Origin of the sequence: Microbulbifer salipaludis, assembly GCF_017303155.1 — a bacterium.
GTDB classification, from domain to species: Bacteria; Pseudomonadota; Gammaproteobacteria; order Pseudomonadales; family Cellvibrionaceae; genus Microbulbifer; species Microbulbifer salipaludis.
Map to the genome: position 1 here is coordinate 1,334,633 of NZ_JAEKJR010000001.1, position 18,625 is coordinate 1,353,257.

16 protein-coding genes are annotated in these 18,625 nt (G+C 56.6%); 13 read left to right on the plus strand and 3 right to left on the minus strand.

Annotated elements, in window-relative coordinates; all coding sequences use genetic code 11:
* Nucleotides 1–15 precede the first annotated feature (15 nt).
* Both fkpB and ispH read left to right on the plus strand, forming a co-directional pair.
* Nucleotides 16–456, plus strand: a complete 441-nt coding sequence (gene fkpB / locus JF535_RS05635) for an FKBP-type peptidyl-prolyl cis-trans isomerase (protein ID WP_207000011.1) — start codon at nucleotides 16–18, stop codon at nucleotides 454–456.
* A 33-nt stretch (nucleotides 457–489) separates the two neighbouring features.
* Nucleotides 490–1,428, plus strand: a complete 939-nt coding sequence (gene ispH, locus JF535_RS05640) for a 4-hydroxy-3-methylbut-2-enyl diphosphate reductase (protein ID WP_207000012.1) — start codon at nucleotides 490–492, stop codon at nucleotides 1,426–1,428.
* Between the two features lie 3 nt (nucleotides 1,429–1,431).
* On the opposite strand, the gene JF535_RS05645 is transcribed toward ispH, so the two are convergent.
* On the minus strand, nucleotides 1,432–1,944 hold the full coding sequence (locus JF535_RS05645) for a GspH/FimT family pseudopilin (RefSeq protein ID WP_207000014.1): 513 nt from the start codon (nucleotides 1,942–1,944) through the stop codon (nucleotides 1,432–1,434).
* Between the two features lie 321 nt (nucleotides 1,945–2,265).
* Here JF535_RS05645 and JF535_RS05650 point away from each other — a divergent pair, with 321 nt between their 5' ends.
* The 11 genes from JF535_RS05650 (at nucleotide 2,266) to JF535_RS05700 (ending at nucleotide 15,371) form a co-directional block, all read left to right on the plus strand.
* Nucleotides 2,266–2,817: a GspH/FimT family pseudopilin gene (locus JF535_RS05650; protein WP_207000016.1), complete on the plus strand. Its 552-nt coding sequence runs from the start codon at nucleotides 2,266–2,268 to the stop codon at nucleotides 2,815–2,817.
* 16 nt (nucleotides 2,818–2,833) lie between these two features.
* Nucleotides 2,834–3,259 (plus strand): type IV pilus modification protein PilV, encoded by a 426-nt coding sequence (gene pilV / locus JF535_RS05655; RefSeq protein ID WP_207000018.1) that lies wholly within the window; start codon nucleotides 2,834–2,836, stop codon nucleotides 3,257–3,259.
* Nucleotides 3,260–3,284: 25 nt separating this feature from the next.
* Entirely contained in the window at nucleotides 3,285–4,337 is a 1,053-nt protein-coding gene (locus tag JF535_RS05660; RefSeq protein WP_207000020.1) for a PilW family protein, read from the plus strand.
* A gap of 26 nt (nucleotides 4,338–4,363) precedes the next feature.
* Nucleotides 4,364–4,903 (plus strand): pilus assembly PilX family protein, encoded by a 540-nt coding sequence (locus JF535_RS05665; RefSeq protein ID WP_207000022.1) that lies wholly within the window; start codon nucleotides 4,364–4,366, stop codon nucleotides 4,901–4,903.
* A 21-nt stretch (nucleotides 4,904–4,924) separates the two neighbouring features.
* Nucleotides 4,925–8,371, plus strand: coding sequence for a pilus assembly protein (locus tag JF535_RS05670; RefSeq protein ID WP_207000023.1), 3,447 nt, complete (start codon nucleotides 4,925–4,927; stop codon nucleotides 8,369–8,371).
* A 26-nt stretch (nucleotides 8,372–8,397) separates the two neighbouring features.
* Complete coding sequence (locus JF535_RS05675; protein WP_207000025.1) at nucleotides 8,398–8,814, plus strand: type IV pilin protein; 417 nt, start codon at nucleotides 8,398–8,400, stop codon at nucleotides 8,812–8,814.
* Between the two features lie 345 nt (nucleotides 8,815–9,159).
* Nucleotides 9,160–9,696 carry a GspH/FimT family pseudopilin gene (locus JF535_RS05680; protein WP_207000027.1) on the plus strand — a complete coding sequence of 179 codons (537 nt, stop codon included), beginning with the start codon at nucleotides 9,160–9,162 and terminating at the stop codon, nucleotides 9,694–9,696.
* Nucleotides 9,697–9,714: 18 nt separating this feature from the next.
* Nucleotides 9,715–10,167, plus strand: coding sequence for a type IV pilus modification protein PilV (pilV, locus tag JF535_RS05685; RefSeq protein WP_207000029.1), 453 nt, complete (start codon nucleotides 9,715–9,717; stop codon nucleotides 10,165–10,167).
* 13 nt (nucleotides 10,168–10,180) lie between these two features.
* On the plus strand, nucleotides 10,181–11,275 hold the full coding sequence (locus JF535_RS05690) for a PilW family protein (RefSeq protein WP_207000031.1): 1,095 nt from the start codon (nucleotides 10,181–10,183) through the stop codon (nucleotides 11,273–11,275).
* Nucleotides 11,276–11,298: 23 nt separating this feature from the next.
* Nucleotides 11,299–11,844: a pilus assembly PilX family protein gene (locus JF535_RS05695; protein WP_207000033.1), complete on the plus strand. Its 546-nt coding sequence runs from the start codon at nucleotides 11,299–11,301 to the stop codon at nucleotides 11,842–11,844.
* A 62-nt stretch (nucleotides 11,845–11,906) separates the two neighbouring features.
* Nucleotides 11,907–15,371: a pilus assembly protein gene (locus JF535_RS05700; protein ID WP_207000035.1), complete on the plus strand. Its 3,465-nt coding sequence runs from the start codon at nucleotides 11,907–11,909 to the stop codon at nucleotides 15,369–15,371.
* 28 nt (nucleotides 15,372–15,399) lie between these two features.
* Here JF535_RS05700 and JF535_RS05705 read toward each other — a convergent pair whose 3' ends face one another.
* On the minus strand, nucleotides 15,400–16,803 hold the full coding sequence (locus tag JF535_RS05705; protein WP_207000036.1) for a sigma-54-dependent transcriptional regulator: 1,404 nt from the start codon (nucleotides 16,801–16,803) through the stop codon (nucleotides 15,400–15,402).
* Between the two features lie 40 nt (nucleotides 16,804–16,843).
* Nucleotides 16,844–18,511 (minus strand): sensor histidine kinase, encoded by a 1,668-nt coding sequence (locus tag JF535_RS05710; protein WP_340674131.1) that lies wholly within the window; start codon nucleotides 18,509–18,511, stop codon nucleotides 16,844–16,846.
* Between the last annotated feature and the right edge of the window lie 114 nt (nucleotides 18,512–18,625).

An 18,625-nucleotide genomic window follows, 5' to 3' on the forward strand; every position in this document is an offset into this window, starting at 1 on the left:
AATCAGAGATGTACCATGAGTAATAACGTAATCGGTGAGCACAGCCGGGTCACCCTGCACTTTGCGCTGAAACTGGATGATGGCTCCGAGATCGACTCCAATTTTGAAGGAGAGCCCGCAACCTTCATCGTGGGAGACGGCAACCTGCTACCGGGCTTCGAGCAATCCCTGCTCGGCCTGAAAGCCGGTGACGAAGCGGAAATCGAAATTCCGCCGGAAGCGGGCTTTGGTCAGCGTAATCCGTCCAATATCCAGAAAGTGAAGAAAGGGCATTTCTCTCCCGATATGGAATTGGAAGAGGGGCTGGTGGTCTCTTTTGACAATGGTGATGGCGAGTTGCCCGGTGTCATCCGCGAAGTGGGCGAGGATGATGTCGAGGTGGATTTTAATCACCCCCTCGCCGGGCAGACGGTATTCTTTCACGTGAAAATTCTCGAAGTGGCCTCGGTCAATTAATTGTTTGGCTCGACAGGTCAAGGACAGCGCAACATGCAAATTCGCCTCGCCAATCCCCGCGGTTTCTGCGCGGGTGTCGATCGCGCCATTGATATCGTCAATCGTGCACTGGATGTCTTTGGTGCGCCCATTTATGTGCGGCACGAAGTGGTCCACAACAAGTTTGTGGTGGACACCCTGCGCGAGCGCGGGGCGGTGTTTGTGGACGAGCTGGCGGAAGTGCCGGACGATGTGATCGTTATTTTCAGCGCGCACGGCGTGTCCAAGGCGGTGCAGCAGGAAGCGGCCGAGCGCGGCCTGAAAGTCTTCGATGCAACCTGCCCACTGGTTACCAAGGTGCATATCGAGGTCAGCAAGTTCAGCAGCGATGGAAGCGAGTGCGTGCTCATTGGCCACCAGGGCCACCCGGAAGTCGAAGGCACCATGGGGCAATACGACGCTGCCAACGGTGGTGCCATCTATCTGGTGGAAAATGAGCAGGACGTGGCGGCGCTGGCGGTGAAGGACCCGGACAACCTGACGTTTGTCACCCAGACCACACTGTCTGTGGATGATACCTCCCGGGTCATTGATGCCCTGCGCGCGAAGTTCCCGAATATCCGCGGCCCGCGCAAAGACGACATCTGCTACGCCACCCAGAACCGGCAGGACGCGGTCAAGCAGCTGGCGCTGGAGTGCGACCTTGTGCTGGTGGTGGGTAGTCCCAACAGCTCAAACTCCAATCGCCTGCGCGAGCTGGCGGAGCGCTGTGGGGCGGAAGCCTATCTGATTGACGGCTCTGGCTGTATCGACGCCACGTGGTTGCAGGGCAAAAACACCATTGGCATCACTGCTGGTGCCTCGGCCCCAGAGGTGCTGGTGGAGCAAGTCATTCAGAAGCTCCGTGACATGGGGGCAGAGGCGCCCAATGAAGTGGCGGGCACTCCGGAAAACATCAGTTTCAGCCTGCCGAAAGAGCTGCGCACGCCGTAATGCTCAACAGTCCGCGGCGGTGATGGTGTCAACCCTGACCCGGCCGCTGCGTGCCAGTACCAGCCGGTATCCGCTGCCCCCATTCGCGGGGCAGATGGTGAACGATCCTGCCTGAAAACCACCGCTGCTGGCTGTGCCGGCAAAGCGGCTCTCTCCGGTCCCGATAAACGAAACGTAGTTGGCCAGCGGGCCATTCGCGCGAATCGTTACTCCGGTCAGTGGCTCTCCCGTAGCGATCGGATCCTCCCCGGGATCCCTCTCCCCGTCGAAATCCCGATCATGGAATATTTCCCAGCCGGACTGCCAGTCACCCCGTTTGCGCAACGTGGCACGCTGATTGGTGACCACCGCCTTGTTGCGGGTCAGCTTGATGGCCTGCAGTAGTGAGTCGGCTGCTGTGCGGGTTCGATTCGATTCCAGTTGTTGCTGAAAGCTGGGCAATCCGATCGCCAGCAGGATACCGAGAATACTCAGGGTGATTAACAGTTCGACCAATGTGAGACCGCGAGCGTTCACAACTCCTCCTTGAGCTGCCTGTTTCGTGAGCAGCCTCCTTCCTGGCAGCTGCGCGTATTTTTCGGCCCTTTCCCGGCCCCGATAATCTTGATCGGTCGTCCTGCTTGGCCTTTGGCCCAAGGAAATAGTGCACAAAAATTAACACCGGCCAAATTTCGTATCCAGTAACAGCCCCGATGATATTGACGATCGGTTAGAATGCGCGCCAATAATAGGGATACATCCGTACCAGGTGCGTTAGTCGAGCACCCTGTGCGCAAAAAATAATCAATGGTGGTTGGCGAGTTGCAAAAACCGCAGCGGTATCCGGGAGTTCACACTATGGGGTTCAGACAGCAGGGGCTCACCCTGATAGAGCTAATGATCACGCTGGCCGTCCTGGCGGTGGTGGTTGGTATTGCCGTTCCCAGCTTTAACACAATGATTCAGAACAACCGTTCCCTGGCGCTGGGCGAAGAGCTGGCCGGTGCGCTCAACTATGCGCGCAGCGAGGCAGTAAAACGTGGGGCAAGAGTCACCCTGTGCGGCAGTACCGATGGCGCTACCTGTGATGGCTCCTGGGCCGATAACTGGATCGTAGTGGTGGATACCGCAGCCACCGACGATGCCGCCGCACCGGTAGTAGCCAACGCGGCCGCCGTGCTGCGTTTCTGGGAGGCGCCGGACAACAACGCCACCATCGCCGCGACCCAGGGCAGCGCCACGCCCACCTTCGTCCGCTTCACCCGCAAGGGCACCCTCGGGCGCTCTACCGTCGGTACGGTCACCCTGAACACCAGTTTTAGCGGATGCAGCAGTAATAACGCGCGCTTGCTGACCGTCGGCGCTGCGGGAATGCTGAATATGTCGCGCAGTACCGACGGCTGTTCCTGAGCGAGGAGGTAGAACAATGAATAAGCAACAGGGCGCCGGCCTGATCGAAGTTTTGGTGACCGTACTGATTCTCGGCACTTCACTACTTGCCCTTGCCGCGCTGCAGAGTAAATCCCTGCACTACAACCACAGTGCTTACCTGCGTTCCCAGGCCAATATCCTGGCCTATGACATTCTCGATCGGGTGCGTATCAATCGCGCCAATATCGCGGGCTATAACCTGGCGGTGGGTGACGCCAAGCCCACCGGAAGCACCCTGGCGCAGCAGGATTTGAACCAGTGGCTCACCAATCTGGAAACTCTGTTGCCGGGCGCCGACGGCGGGGTTGCGTGTGTCTCTGCCACCCGCTTCTGTACGGTCACCATTCAGTGGGCAGAACAAAACAGCTCTGGCGATGCCAGCGAAGACGAAAGCGAATTCGTCTACACCACCCGGCTGTGAGGGAATATCCGTGAACAGAACAACTATGCGTAGTCAAAAAGGTATCTCGCTGGTCGAGTTGATGATCTCCATTACCATCGGGTTGATCCTGATGACCGGCGTGGTGCAGCTTTTCCTGTCCAGCCGCGCCACCTTTTCCACCCAGCAGGCGTTGGCGCGGGTGCAGGAAAGTGGCCGCATGGCCATGGAATTCCTGTCGGAAGATATCCGTATGGCGGGGTACATGGGATGCATGAGCCGGAACCTGAATTTCCACAATACGCTGAACAACGCGAATAGCCTGCAATACGACTTCGGTGTCGCAATCGAGGGGCTGGACAACGTTGGCGCGACTCCGGTGGCGGAGTACCCCGTGGATATTCTGCAAGGCACCGATGCACTGGTTGTGCGCAGCGCCGGGGGCAATAGCGTAGGGGTCACCAGAAACAATGACAGTGCGCAGTTGTTTGTGGAAAACACTGGAGTTACCGCCACTTGCGATACCGGTGAGGACAGCTACAGCGGGTTATGCGAAAACGACATTCTGGTGGTGTCCGACTGCTCCAAGGCGCGAGTTTTTCAGGCGACCAACCTGCAGGAAAACAGCGGCGGGGTTGAGGTGAACGTGGTGCACTCGGGAGCGAGTGCAGTACCGGGTAATGCCGAAACTTCCTGGGGCGGCAGTAGCAATCCGGAAGAAACCTTCGGTGCAGATTCTGAAATCATCAAAATGAACACCTCGATTTACTACGTCGCCGATGGCACTACCGGCACGCCGAGCCTGTGGCGCCAGATCAACGGTGGCACAGCGCAGGAGCTGTTGACCGGGGTGCAGGACATGCAGCTGACCTATGGGCGCGATACGTCCGGCGATGGCATTCCTGACTCCTATGTGGATGCTTCCGCACTGACCACACCTGCAGCCTGGGAAACCGTATCCAGCGTGCGTGTGCAGCTTTTGATACAGAGCACGGACGACAATGTGCTGGCGGAAGCACAGCCCTATACCTTCAACGGTGTCACTAATAATGCGCCCGGAGATCGCCGCTTACGCCAGGTGTTTATCAGCACCGTGGGTATTCGCAGCCGTCTCCCGTGATTGAGTAATGACCGACCGAGTGAACTATGAAAAAAATACATAGCCAGAGCACATTGTCGCGCCAGCGGGGCATGACCCTGATCGTTGGTCTGATCATGGTTCTACTGATGACGGTGGTGGGCATGGCCGCGATTCGCGGCAGCGGAATGCAGGAACTGATGTCGGGCAACATGCGCGATCGGAATTTGGCTTTCCAGTCTGCGGAAGCCGGGCTGCGTGAAGGTGAAGAGCTTCTGACGGGAGCCACGATACCGCTATTTGATGGTTCCATAGTGGGGCTGGTGCCGTCAATTGACGGGTCCTCGGGGACAGGTTTCTGGGAGACCTATGGCTGGGAGAGCGGTTCAGTGCGCACAGCGCTGGGGCTGCAGCTGGTGGCCAGTCAGCCACAGTATGTTATCGAAGAGGTCACTTCGACTATTACCGTTAACGCCGCAGATGGTGGCGCAGTGGACTTCGCGAGCACATTGAAAACGGAGGACACCGTGTATTACCGAGTGACCAGCCGCGCAGAAGGGGGTAGCGCCGATGCGGTTGTTATTCTCCAGTCCACCTATAAACGTTAAGTCCGGCAGAAGGAAGATTTCATGTACAAGAAACTGAATGCCAAAAAATATTATGCTGGACTGGCGGCAGCCCTAGTGAGTTTGGGTGTGACTCACAGTGCAGTATCGCTGGACTTGGCGCAGAGCCCTCTGTTTCTCAGCGCGGGTGCACCACCGAACGTGATGTTTATTCTCGATGATTCGGGTTCGATGCAGTTTGAAATCACCCCGGAAGACTACCGTCGTAGAACGGCCTTTATGTTTCCGCGTGCGGACGGCGTATACGGGACAGAAAATTTTGATCAAACTACAGAAGGGCGGTATCAGGTCGTAACCCCGGATAGCACAAACGCTTACGGCGTGATGATGCGCTCTCCTCAGATCAATAAAAGTTACTATGATCCCACCATTACTTATCTACCCTGGATAAAGCATGACGGTACTTATTATCCAAATGCTGCTCCAGACTGTGCGCTGCACAACCCCGAGCATACCTCAGGTGATTGCCCGGCTGGTGACACCAAGGTTAATGCGAAGGGCCGTAACCTCACCGCAATAAATGGTAACTACAACAGTAATGCCTGGCGCAGTTGTAGCAAAAACGACGCCGGGGCAATCAGCTGTACGTCTTCCGATGCAGAGCAGAGCTATTGGCCTGCCACCTATTATTGGTATAACGGTGGTGACCAGTGGAACACAGCCAACTACACCAAGGTCGAGATTCGCACTGAGAGTGCGACATACACAGGTCATGATCGCGATCAGCGCACGGACTGTGTTGCCGGGGTGTGTACCTACGACCAGGAGATGCAAAATTTTGCTAACTGGTACACCTATTATCGCTCACGCACACTAGCTGCGCGCGCTGGGATCGGGCGCGCGTTCCAAGCTCAGGGTGAAGACCTCCGGGTCGGTTATGGCTCTATTAACAAAGCGTCAAGTAGCGTTGATGGTGTTGCGACGCGCACCATCGATACGGGCGTGCGCGCCTTTCTCGGAGCGAATCGTTCAACTTTCTTTGACAAACTTTACCAGAGCGATGTGCCTACTTCGGGAACACCCTTGCGCCGCGCATTAGATGATGCGGGGCAATATTTTTCGAGACCGGATAATGAGGGGCCTTGGGGCGAGGATCCGGGAACGGACGATGACACTCCGCACCTAGCGTGCCGCGCCAGTTACACCATCTTGATGACTGATGGCTACTGGAATGGGACTTCTAATTATACTGATGCTGCTGAGGGCAACGTTGATGGTACCGCAGGCTCGGAAATTACCGGGCCTGATGGGGCGTCCTACACCTATAGCGCGGTATCACCTTTCTCGGACGCACACAGTAACACTCTTGCCGATGTCGCAATGCACTATTGGAAGAATGATCTACGCACGGATCTTGCCAATCAGGTGCCAGTGAAAGACGACACAATTGATCCGGCATTTTGGCAGCATATGGTTACATTCGGCGTCGCCTTCGGCGTTGAGGGCTCGGTAAACAAGGACGATGCCTTTGCTGCGATTGACTCGGGTGCGAGCATCACTTGGCCGGAACCGAATAACAACTCCGCAAAAGTGGATGATCTGCTACATGCATCGGTGAATGGTCGGGGTGGCTTCTTTAGTGCTGCGGATCCACAGACATTTGCCAACGATCTGTCTGAAGTGCTGGAAAATATTGTTGGTCGTTCCGATGGTTCTGCCTCATCGGTGGCTACAAACTCCACACGCCTTGGTACCGACACCGTTATTTATCAGGCGCGATTTAACAGCACCGACTGGAGTGGTGAAATCCGGGCGCTGAACTTACAAAGCGATGGCAGCGTTGGCACGACCAAGTGGAAAACCGAAAACGCTGATTTCGCCAGCGCCGCCGTGCGCGATATCTATACCCACAACGGCACTTCCGGTGCCGAATTCGTATGGGCGAATCTCTCCGCGGCGCAACAGGACGCTCTAAAAGATGGCGGTACCGATGCGGACGGCTTGGCGCGTTTGAACTGGGTTCGCGGTATGGACGTAACGGGATTGCGAGAGCGCAATTCGTTGTTAGGGGACATTGTGAATTCCAGTCCCGTCTTTGCTGGCGATAAAAAATACAATTTCAAGGTTCTCTCCGAGGCACTGGGTGGCCTGCTCTATGAGACCTACCATGCAAACCAGAAAACTGGCCGGAGAGAGGTTATTTACGTCGGGGCGAACGACGGAATGCTGCATGCCTTTGATGCGGCTACCGGATCAGAGCTGTTTGCTTATGTTCCCGGCGGTGTATACGGGCAGCTCGCTGACATGAGCGCCACCGATTACGGGAGCACCACGAACCCCCATGTTTATAGCATGGATGGCAAATTGTTCGTCGGAGACGCTTTTGTCAATGGCGCCTGGAAGAATATCCTGGTGGGCTCACTGGGTGCCGGGGGGCGTGGAATTTTTGCCCTGGATGTCACGAATCCGGATGGTTTCGATGCTTCGGACGTATTGTTCGAGCTGACCGAAGCGGACTTCCCCGGAATCGGCAATATCACCGGTGACCCGGTCATCGCGCCGACGAGTGATGGATGGAAGCTATTTTTCGGCAATGGTTACAACTCCGAAAATGAGCGTGCACGCTTGTTTGTTGTTGACCTGGAAAACCCACTAACCGAAACTCGGGTGATCGAAACCAGCGATGCTGGGGCCAATGGTCTCGCCGGCCCAGCGTTGATTGCCAATGCCAGCGGGGAAGTGGAGGCAGCATACGCTGGCGACTTGCTGGGCAATATGTGGAAGTTTGACCTTAGCGCAAATAATGCGAGCAACTGGGATGTTGCCTTTTCCCGAGGACAATCAAAACTGCCTTTGTTTACCGCGATGGATGCCAGTGGCAATGTGCAGCCGATTACCGCCACGCCTACCCTCGGGATCAATGCAGAAATGGATGGCGCTGTGATGGTGTACTTCGGTACTGGCCAGTATTTGGCAAGTACCGACAATACAGTGGGTAATGTTATCAATAGCTTCTACGCTATTGCCGATCAAAATACACTAGTGACCGGACGTGAGCAGTTATTCCAAAAAACCATCGCCACAGAAGCGAACGGAGTGAGAGAGGTTGCGGGCAATACGGATACCAGTTGGTGGGCTAGCAAGAAAGGTTGGTATCTGGACCTGTCGCAAAATGGTAGTGTAACCGGGGAGCGTGTGATCAGTAAGCCGCTGCTGGTGTATGATCGTTTGTTGTTTCCCACCACGATCACCTCTACAGATCCTTGCTCTTTTGGCGGTAGTGGCTGGTTGATGGAGCTTGTAGCCGTGGGAGACCGTTACCAGGGACATAGCATTTTTGGTGAGGACGGTGTGGAAGTCGACTACGCGGTGATTAGTTACTCAGAGATCATTCGCAGTGGTGAGAAAGCATACTTGCCGACCAGTGATATCAAAGGTGTTGTCGATGTGCCCGAAGGTGGCTTTCCGTCCGAAGCGGTTGGCCGTATGTCCTGGCGCCAGTTACGTTAAATGGAATTTGCGAGTGAGATAAAACGATGAAAACGCAAAAAGGTTTTACCCTGATTGAACTGATGATTGTGGTCGCCATCATCGGCATCATTGCCGGAATTGCTTATCCCTCCTATATGGAGTCCGTACGCAAAAGTAACCGGGCGGACGCGAAGGCGACTCTGAACGATGTCGCCCAGCGCCTGCAGCGCTGCTTTACCACCTACAACGCCTACAACCACGCGAGCTGTGGCGTGGCGAACTCACTGAGTGGTGGCGGTAGTATTCAATCCGCCGAGGGGATGTACAGTGTGACTGCTGTTTTGGGGGCTACGACTTACGCCCTCACCGCACAACCCGTTGCCGGCACCAGCCAGGCGGCCGATACCAAGTGTGGTAGCCTGACCTTGAGTAACACCGGTGTGCGCAATGCCAGCGGCAGCTATGGGGCCGCCTGCTGGTAACCCCGGCCTAGGCTTACGCATGATCAATCTGCTGATCGTGAAGTAAATACAACCCGGCCTGCGCCGGGTTGTTTGTTTCTGCTCCTCTTCCTTCCCCTCTTTCTCCACTCCAGCCCAGCACGCGGCAAGTGTTCGAAGCGCTGCGGATCCGAAGGCACTACCTGAATTCACCGTTCATTCCCCCAACCCTGCCGTCCGTCGGAGCTGGCTCCATGTGCCATTTCGCGCGTGCTAGGGTGGCCGAAATATTAGTCTTGCTCGTACTTTATGCACGAAAACAGCATCACGGAATGTGCTGCATGGATGATTTTCGCGCCGCCCACTGGCGCATTGGAGGCATGAACGATGGGGTTCAAACAGCGGGGGCTCACCCTGATCGAGTTGATGATCACCCTGGCGGTACTTGCCGTGGTGGTTGGCATTGCCGTACCTAATTTCAACACGATGATCCAAAACAACCGTTCGGTAGCACTGGGTGAGGAACTCGCTGGTGCCTTGAATTTTGCCCGCAGCGAAGCCGTGAAACGGTCCTCCCGTGTGACCCTTTGTGCGAGTGCCGATGGCAGTGCGTGCGATGGCGACTGGACGGATCAGTGGATAGTGATTGTCGACAGCGCCACCAGTGACAGTGCCCCGGTACCGGTGGTGGGGGAAATCTTGCGCGTCTGGGAGTCGCCGGGCACCAACGCCACGATTGCTGCCGTGCAGGGTGCATCCGATGTGGACTTTATCCGTTTTACCGATAAGGGACTGCTTGGCATGTCGGCCGGTGGGGCGATCGAATTGACCTCCAGTTTGAGTGGGTGCAAGGCAAACTCCGGTCGGAAATTAACGGTGGGCGTGGCGGGGGTCCTGAGTGTCGCCCGCTCGAGCTGCAGTTGATACAAAAGGAAATTGGCAATGAAACAACAACAGGGTGCGGGACTGATTGAAGTGCTGGTTACCGTGCTGATTCTCGGAACATCTCTGCTGGCGTTGGCCGCCCTGCAAAGCAAGTCTCTGCAATACAACCACAGTGCTTATTTGCGGTCCCAGGCCAATATTCTCGCCTACGACATGCTCGATCGTATTCGCCTGAATCAGGAAAAACTCGACGAGTACCTGCTGGAAGAGGCCCCCGTGCCAGCAGAGGGTGCACCTGAAGAACCCTTGCCCAGCGAAACCACCATCGCCAGCCAGGACCTTGCCCAGTGGCAAGCCGCTCTGGCCGCTGCCCTGCCCGGGGCCAGCGGTGAGGTGCGCTGCAACGGCGCCAATAAAGTATGCACTGTGACCATCGAATGGTCCGAGCAGAATAACTCTGGCGATACCAGCGAAGATACCACCACGTTTGTATACAGCACCCGTATTTGAGAGACGCCTCGCAATGATGAATGTTCAAACACAAAAAGGTATCTCACTGGTTGAGTTGATGATCTCAATCACGATCGGCCTGATCCTGATGACGGGCGTGGTGCAGTTGTTTTTAACCAGCCGTACCACATTTTCGACCCAGCAGGCCCTGGCGCGGGTGCAGGAAAGTGGCCGCCTGGCAATGGACTTTCTGGGTGAAGATATTCGCATGGCGGGGTTCGCCGGGTGCAATAGTCGGGGCCTTAGTCAGGACTCGAGTCTTAATCCGGTTGATAAAAAATTCAAGAATTACCTGAATGATGAAAACCTGTTGAGTTTTAAATTCGACGTGGGGATCGAGGGGGAGGACGATGTCTCCGCTAACCCTCCCGCCGGATATCCGGACGACGCCATTGAGGGGACCGACATTCTGGTGGTGCGCAGCGCGGGGGGGATTTCCCTGGGCGTACCCAAGCCGAATGACGCCAATAATGTTTATGCGCGCTATGTGTCGGATGTGGCTCCCTGTGGAGAGGAGCAGACCGGCTCCAGCGGTATTTGCTCCGGGGATATTTTGATTATCGCCAACTGTACCAATGCTATTGCGTTTCAGGCGACGGAGGTGGAGGGCAATGCAAGCACGGGTGAGGTTCGTATCGCACACGGAGCGGGTGATAACCCGGGCAACCGAGTTGTCGCCTGGGACGTGAGTGATGCCGTGTCATCGGCCAGCTTTGCGGACGATGCGCAAATTTTTCAGATGTTGACCACCGTATATTTTATTGCGCAGGGAGCTGGAGGCATTCCCAGTCTCTGGCGCTCATCCAACGGTCTGGCCGCACAGGAGTTGCTGGAAGGGGTGCAGGATATGCAACTCACCTATGGGGTAGACAGCAATAGTGACGGGGTTCCTGAAAACTATGTGGATGCAGGGGATCTTTCCAGTGCCGATGCGTGGGCCGATGTAGTAAGCGTACGCGTGGCGTTACTGGTGCAGAGCAGTGAAGACAATGTGCTCGCAGAGCCGCAGCCGTACACATTTAACGGCGTTACCGTGAATGATCCGGGCGATCGTCGCCTGCGTCAGACCTTCGAGAGCACCGTCGCAGTTCGCAGTCGGGTTTACTGAGAAACAGGTATCAAGGGATCGATATGAAAAATACAGCTTTCCCAAAGCGCTTGCATCAGCAACGGGGTATGACGCTGGTGGTCGGTTTGATCATGGTGTTGCTGATGACCCTGGTGGGGATGGCGGCCATTCGTGGCAGCAATATGCAGGAATTGATGGCGGGCAACATGCGTGACCATAACCTCGCACTGCAAGCGGCCGAAGCGGCGCTGCGTGCCGGAGAGGCGCGGGTGCAGGCGGTGGACCTGCCAGCTTTTGGAACAACACAGTATCCGGAGCTCATGATGGCGCTGGACCAGGGCGGTAGTAGTGAGTACTGGAAATCTTATGATTGGGCCGAGGCGCGGACCGCGGAGCTGGGGCTCAGCGGTGTCGCCCGGCAGCCGGAATATGTGGTGGAAGAGGTCACCTCGTTGACCTCTTTAAATGGTGCAGATGGGGGTGGCATCGATGTCGGCAGTCGACTTATCCAAAACGACAAAGTGATTTACCGAATCAGCAGCCGGGGTTTTGGTGGCAGTGAATCTACGCAGGTACTCCTGCAGTCAACTTTTAGGCAGCCCAAATGATCCGTCGGAACAGAGCCATGTGTATAAAAAACTGGAAAATGAAAACCCTCCTGCAATGCGTTTTGGCATTGTTTTCGGTCGCCGCCGCGCACAGTGTCCATTCAGTGGACTTGGCGCAAAGCCCACTGTTCCTGAGTAATGGTGCCACGCCGAATGTGATGTTTGTGATCGATGATTCGGGCTCGATGCACTTTGAAATCACACCGGAGGACTATCGCCAGGACACTGCCTATATTTTTCCTCGCGCAGATGGCGTCTACGGCAATACCGGCTATGACCAGACCGCAGATGGCAATTATCAGGTCCCAACCGTGGATGATACTAACGGTTACAACGCCCTTACGCGCTCGCCACAATACAACAAAAGTTACTATGACCCGTCGGTAACCTATTTGCCCTGGGCAAAACACGACGAAACTCTGTATCCAAATGCCAATCCGCGTTGCGCCAGGCACAATCCGGAGAACACCGGCGACTGTCCGGGGGACGGCGTCTCGGTTAATCAGAATGCAAGGAATCTGACGGTAGAGAACGCTAACTACAACGGAAATGCATGGCGCAGTTGTGTGCGGAACGTCGACGAAACCATCACCTGTACTTCGAGCAGTGACGCGAAAACCTACTGGCCGGCCACCTATTTCTGGCATAACGGAATAGGCAGTGAGTGGGATCGCAATAGTTACCAGAAGGTTGAGATCCGACCCTCGGTGGCAACCTATACAGGCCATGACCGTTTGGATCGCGACGATTGTAGTCTTGGTGTCTGCAGCTACGAGCAGGAAATCCAGAATTTTGCCAACTGGTATACCTATTATCGCTCGCGCACCCTGGCCGCGCGTGCCGGTATCGGCCGCGCATTTGCCGAGCAAGGTGAAGATCTACGGGTAGGGTTTGGTGCGATCAATAAGGGTTCCAGCAGTGTCGATGGCGTCGATACAGGTACGATCGTAAACGGCGTGCGCGCATTCTCCGGTGAGGACCGGGAAGCTTTCTTCACGCAGCTTTATGAGCGAGGCGTGCCCACCTCGGGGACACCGCTACGCCGTGCACTGGATGATGCAGGGAAGTATTTTTCACGCATGGACGATAAAGGTCCATGGGGAGCAAACCCTGGTGTGGACGATGAAGCGGCGCACCTTGCGTGCCGTGCGAGTTACACCATTCTGATGACCGACGGCTACTGGAGTGGAGGTGGTGGTAACCAGGCGAGCACGTCGGCGGCGCGGAATAATGTCGATGGGACAGCGGGATCAGAAATTACCGGTCCCGATGGTGCTTCTTATACCTACAGCGCCGAATCGCCGTTTACCGATAGCCATAACAATACGCTGGCCGATGTGGCCATGTACTACTGGAATAGGGATTTGCGCCCGGAACTCGCCAACAAGGTGCCTTCTAAAGAAGGCAGTATCAATCCGGCGTTCTGGCAGCATATGGTGACCTTTGGTGTGGGGTTCGGTGTCGAGGGCTCCGTGGATAAGGATGATGCTTTTTCAGCAATTAAATCCGGCGCTTCGATTACTTGGCCAAATCCAAATAATAACCCGGCAAAAGTGGATGACCTGCTGCATGCGTCGGTTAACGGCCGCGGTGGTTTTTTCAGCGCGGCGGACCCGCAGTCGTTTGCCGACGAGCTGTCGGGCGTACTGGATAATATTCTCGGGCGCTCCAGTGGTGCCGCTTCCTCCGTTGCTACTACCTCTACCCGTCTTGGAACGGATACATTGATTTTCCAGGCTGCGTTCAACAGTTTCGATTGGAGTGGAGAACTCAAGGCTATCGAGGTAGAAGCTGATGGCTCCATTGGCGATCTTGCCTGGGAGGTCACGGACAGTGATTTTCCATCGCCGGCGAGCAGGGATATCTTCACTTACAGCAATGGTGACGGGGCATTGTTTGCCTGGGAACCCACCGGCACTGTGCCGGGCATATCCGATGCGCAAAAGAGTGTTCTGGCCGGTGAAGATGGCGATGCGATGGGTGCCTTGCGCCTGAACTGGGTGCGGGGACTGCAAACGGAAGGCCTGCGCGAGCGTGGCAAGCTGCTGGGCGATATCGTGAACTCCAGCCCGGTGTACGCCGGGCGGAAGAAAAACCATTACCACCTGCTTTCCGCGGAACTGGGTGGCGCTCGCTACCTCGACTATTACACAACGTCGAAACAGTCGCGGACCGAAGTGGTCTACGTTGGCGCGAACGACGGCATGTTACATGGGTTCGACGCGCGCGACGGTGATGAACTCTTCGCTTACGTGCCTTCGGGTGTTTACGGCGCGCTCAAGGACTTGAGTTCACCGGATTACGGCACCGCTACTCTGCCACATCGCTACAGTGTGGATGGGCCGCTGTTCGTCGGAGATGCCTACTTTGGCGATGCATCCACCGGCAGCTGGAAAAATATCCTGGTGGGTACCCTGGGCGCTGGAGGTAAGGGGTTGTTTGTACTCGATGTTACCAACCCCGAAGGCTTCGACGAAGACAATGTTCTGTTCGAGCTTACGGATGCGGACATTCCGCAGTTGGGGAATATTACCGGTCCACCGCTGGTCGTACCTACGGCCGACGGCTGGAAAATTATCGTCGGTAACGGGTACAACTCTGCTGGAGAACAGGCAAGCTTGCTGGTCATCGACTTGGAAAACCCAACCACCGAAACCCGGGTTTTAACCACCAATGACAGCGGCGATAACGGACTCGCCGGTGCATCCCTGCTGCCCAATGGCCGGGGAGAGGTCGTTGGAGCCTACGCCGGCGACCTGCAGGGTAACCTCTGGTACTTTGATCTCAGCAGTGACGATCCGGCGGACTGGGGGGTTGGCTATGAGGCGACTTCGCAGGGTGCGGATGGTAATGACGTAACCGCCAAGGTGCCACTGTTTGTTGCACGTGATCCAAATGGTGCGGTCCAGCCAATTACCTCCACACCGACACTGGGTCTCAACGAGCAGATGGACAACGCGGTGATGGTTTATTTCGGCACCGGCAGTTACCTCTCCAGTACCGACAATGTCGCGGGTAGTACGATCAACAGCTTTTATGCCATTGCCGATCAGGGCGCCCCTGTGGCAGGGCGGGGTTCTTTGATGCAAAAGGTGATCACCAGCCAGGAAAACGGTGTCCGCGAAGTATCCAACAACGCGTCCCAGACCTGGTGGGCGGACAAGAGTGGCTGGTATCTGGATCTCACCTTCGGAGGCTCAACCACCGGTGAACGGGTGATCAGTAAACCTCTGCTGGTTTACGACCGGCTCCTGTTCCCCACGCTAATTACTTCCAGCGACCCCTGCGCCTTTGGTGGCAGTGGCTGGCAGATGGAGCTGGTTGCAGTGGGCGACCGTTTTATCGGGCACTCGATTTTTGGCGAGGACGGTAAGGAAGTTGACTATGCCATCATTAGCTATTCGCAGATGATTGAGTCAGGCAAAAAGACATTCCTGCCAGCAAACGATATCAAGGGTGATTTCAAGGTCGAGGAAGGGCAGTCACCACCGCCGGCCAATGGCCGGGTGTCCTGGCGACGGTTTTGATGTAGCGAATAACCCGGCTTATGCCGGGTTATTCGCTTTCTAAACCAAGCTTTTTGAGACGGTAGCGCAGCGACCGAAAGCTGATCCCCAGTTTTTCCGCCGCGGCGGTCTTGTTGCCGCGGGTTTCGTTCAGTGCCGACTCGATGGCGTCGCGCTCGATGGTCTGGAGAAAGTCATCCAGCGTGTTGTAATCGGCCGCGTCAAACTGGCCCGGATAGTTGGCATCGGGCTGGGGCGTGAGTGATATACCCGGTTGTGGGGCATTGTCTTCCGCTTGGGAAAGCGGCGGTTCGCCGGTGAGTATCAGGTCATCCGCACTGATGGTGTTCGATTCGCAGAGAGTGAGCGCGCGCTCCAGAATGTTTTCAAGCTCGCGCAGGTTTCCTGGAAAGGGGTATGCCTGGAGGGCTGTCACCGCGTCCTGACTGGCGCGCGGCGCAGCGCCGGGAGAGCCCTCGGTGATTCGACGCAGCAGGTAGCGGGCAAGTAATGGAATGTCTTCTTGTCTCTCCCGCAGGGCCGGAACTGCCAGCTCGATTACATTAATGCGGAAAAAGAGGTCACTGCGGAAATCGCCATTACGGGTTGCTGCGGCAAGGCTTGTCTCCGCGCTACTGATCAGCCGGATGTTCAGCGCTTGCGGCTGATGATCCCCGATGGCGTGGAAGCGCTTTTCTTCAATGACCTGCAGCAGTTTGACCTGAACTTCCTTTGGTAGTGCGGTGATTTCGTCGAGAAACAATGTGCCGCCGTTGGCAGCCTGCAACAGGCCCGGGTTTTCATTGCCGGCGGTGTTGCTGCCGAATAATGTCTGTTCGAACGCGTCCCTCGGAATCGTCGAGCAGTGCACGACAACAAAGGACTGTTCTGCACGCGGCCCCAGGTCGTGAATGCAGCGGGCGGTAAGCTCCTTGCCCGAGCCCGGCGGCCCCTGCAGGTGTACCGGTGCGTCGCTGCGCGCCACCTTTTCAATGGTATCGCGCAGTGTGCGCACCGCAGAGGATTGGCCCTGAAGCAGCGGCGGGAATTCCTGGGTTTGGAAGAAGCGGTCTTCTCCCAGCCGAAGTGCCAGAAGCACGAGCGCGCGCAAGCGCTCCAGATTGACCGGCTTGCTGACAAAATCGAAGGCACCCAGCTTGAGTGCGGTAATGGCCGTGTCCATGTTGCCATGCGCGGTAATCACGGCGACGGGATAAGATCGGTCCTTGGGCAGGTCCTGAATGGCTTCGACCAGTTCGAGGCCGTCCCCGTCGGGGAGACGCATGTCCGTGAGACAGAAGTCGTAGGACTTTTCTGCGATTCTCCGTCGCGCCTCGGCCACCGACATGGCGATATCGGCGCGCACGTGCATACGGCGCAGGGTCATCGAAATCAGGTCACAAATGTCTGGTTCGTCATCGACGACCAGGGCGATGGGTTGACGATCGGTCATATTGTTAGGCGTTATCTTTGATCGGCAAGCTGCAGGCTAATTAAAAAATCTGTTCCGGATTGGCGAACTCGATGCGGAAGCAGCTGCGCTTTTCACGGGTTCGGCAATAGTAAAGGTTGGCTCTAGTAGATTCGCACAATTCCCGTGCGATATACAGGCCCAGGCCGGCGCCGGTAGGCTCGGTTGTGAAGAAGGGCTCAAAGATTTTGTCGGAAAGCTCTTCTGCTACCCCCGTCCCGTTGTCCACGAAGTCCATTTCCGCGCACTGCCGGCTGCGATTGAAGCGAACGACGATTTGTGCGGAATAGTGACCGGTCGCGCTGTGCGAGTGGCGCACGGCATTGTTGCAAAGGTTGGTGGCCACCTGGGTCATCTGGTCGGGGTCGAAGCGGGCAAGCACCGGCTGCTCCGGGCTCTGCAGGCTAATGGTGTAGCGCTCGCCGGTTTCTTTTTGAAACTCGCTGAGGAAATTGTTTGCCCATAGGCGCAGGTCCAGCAATTGTGTCCTTGGAGTCTGGCGCCGGGACAACTGCATGACGTTCTCAATGATCTGGTTCACCCGCTTGCTGTGGCGGCTGATGATCTCGGTGAGCAGCTGATCCTCGCCGGAAATGGAGGGGGATTCCGCAAGCAGTTCGGCCGCGTGGTTGATGGCACTCAGCGGGTTGCGTACCTCGTGGGCAATGGAGCCGGTCAATCGCCCCAGTGACGCCAGTTTCAGTTGCTGTGCCTGCTGGGTGAGCTTGCGGTTGTCTTCCAGAAACACCAGTGTGCTCTCGCTGGTATCGTCGGTGAGCGGGGTGACACTGGCGCGCAGCTCGCTTTGTCCTGCGCCCTTAATCACCCCGCTGGTAGATCCGGACTGCAGCCGCAGTTCGATCAGGTTGAGCAGCAGGTCTCCGTCCAGCTTCCCGTCGTCCAGGCGCTGCTTGCCCAGAAGCTGCTGTGCGGCGCGGTTAACCAGTTCGGCCTCGCCGCTGCCGTTGAGCACCATTACGCCGGTGCGCATCTGTGCCACGATTTGCTGGGTAAGGCGCTGCAGGCGTGCCGCCTGCCGCCGCTCCTGTGCGGCTTTTTCATTCGCGAGCCGAATGTGTGCGGAAAGGTACTGGAGTGCGGCTACCGAGGTGAACAGGAGAATGCCGAGGCTGCCGGCAGAGACAATGTCCTGGGTATCAGCCTGGCCGTTGAGAATGCCATATAGCTGCTGGGCGATGACGGCGATACTGGCGATGGCCGCGAGGAAGGCACCCATGCGCCGATCCAGCAGCAGTGAGCCCACCGCGCAGGTGGTCAACAGCATGTAGCCAATACCCGAATTGAGTCCGCCACTGGCCTGGATCAATAGCAGAAAGGCGAGGATGTCACAGGTGAGGATACTGCCGATCCGCAACGGGGTGGTCCGGAAGCGGCTTGGATAAAGGAGCAGAAGCCACGCGATATTGACCACTGCATAGGTGATGGCGGTATTCAGGTACAGTGCCGGAGACAGGGTGCCGACGGTGCCGCGACTGATGCCCGAGGCGAACAGCCCGAGCAACACCAGTGCGATGACGACCCGATACCAGGCGTAGAGCTTGAGCAGCTCCCGCTGTCTTAATCGGGGACGGGGAAGGTCACGCCCGGCCAGCGCTGCCGACTCATCGGGGGCGCTAACAGCGTCTGTGTCTGGGGGGATTGCAGCATCGAATACCGTCTGGCTGCTCACTTTTCGCTCTCTTTTTATGTGCGCGGTTGTATACGCTGTTATTTTTTACGGCAGTGCCGGCGCAAAACACCGGTCCGTCTCCGGGCAGATGTTGTGCCCCCGAGCGGCGTGGCT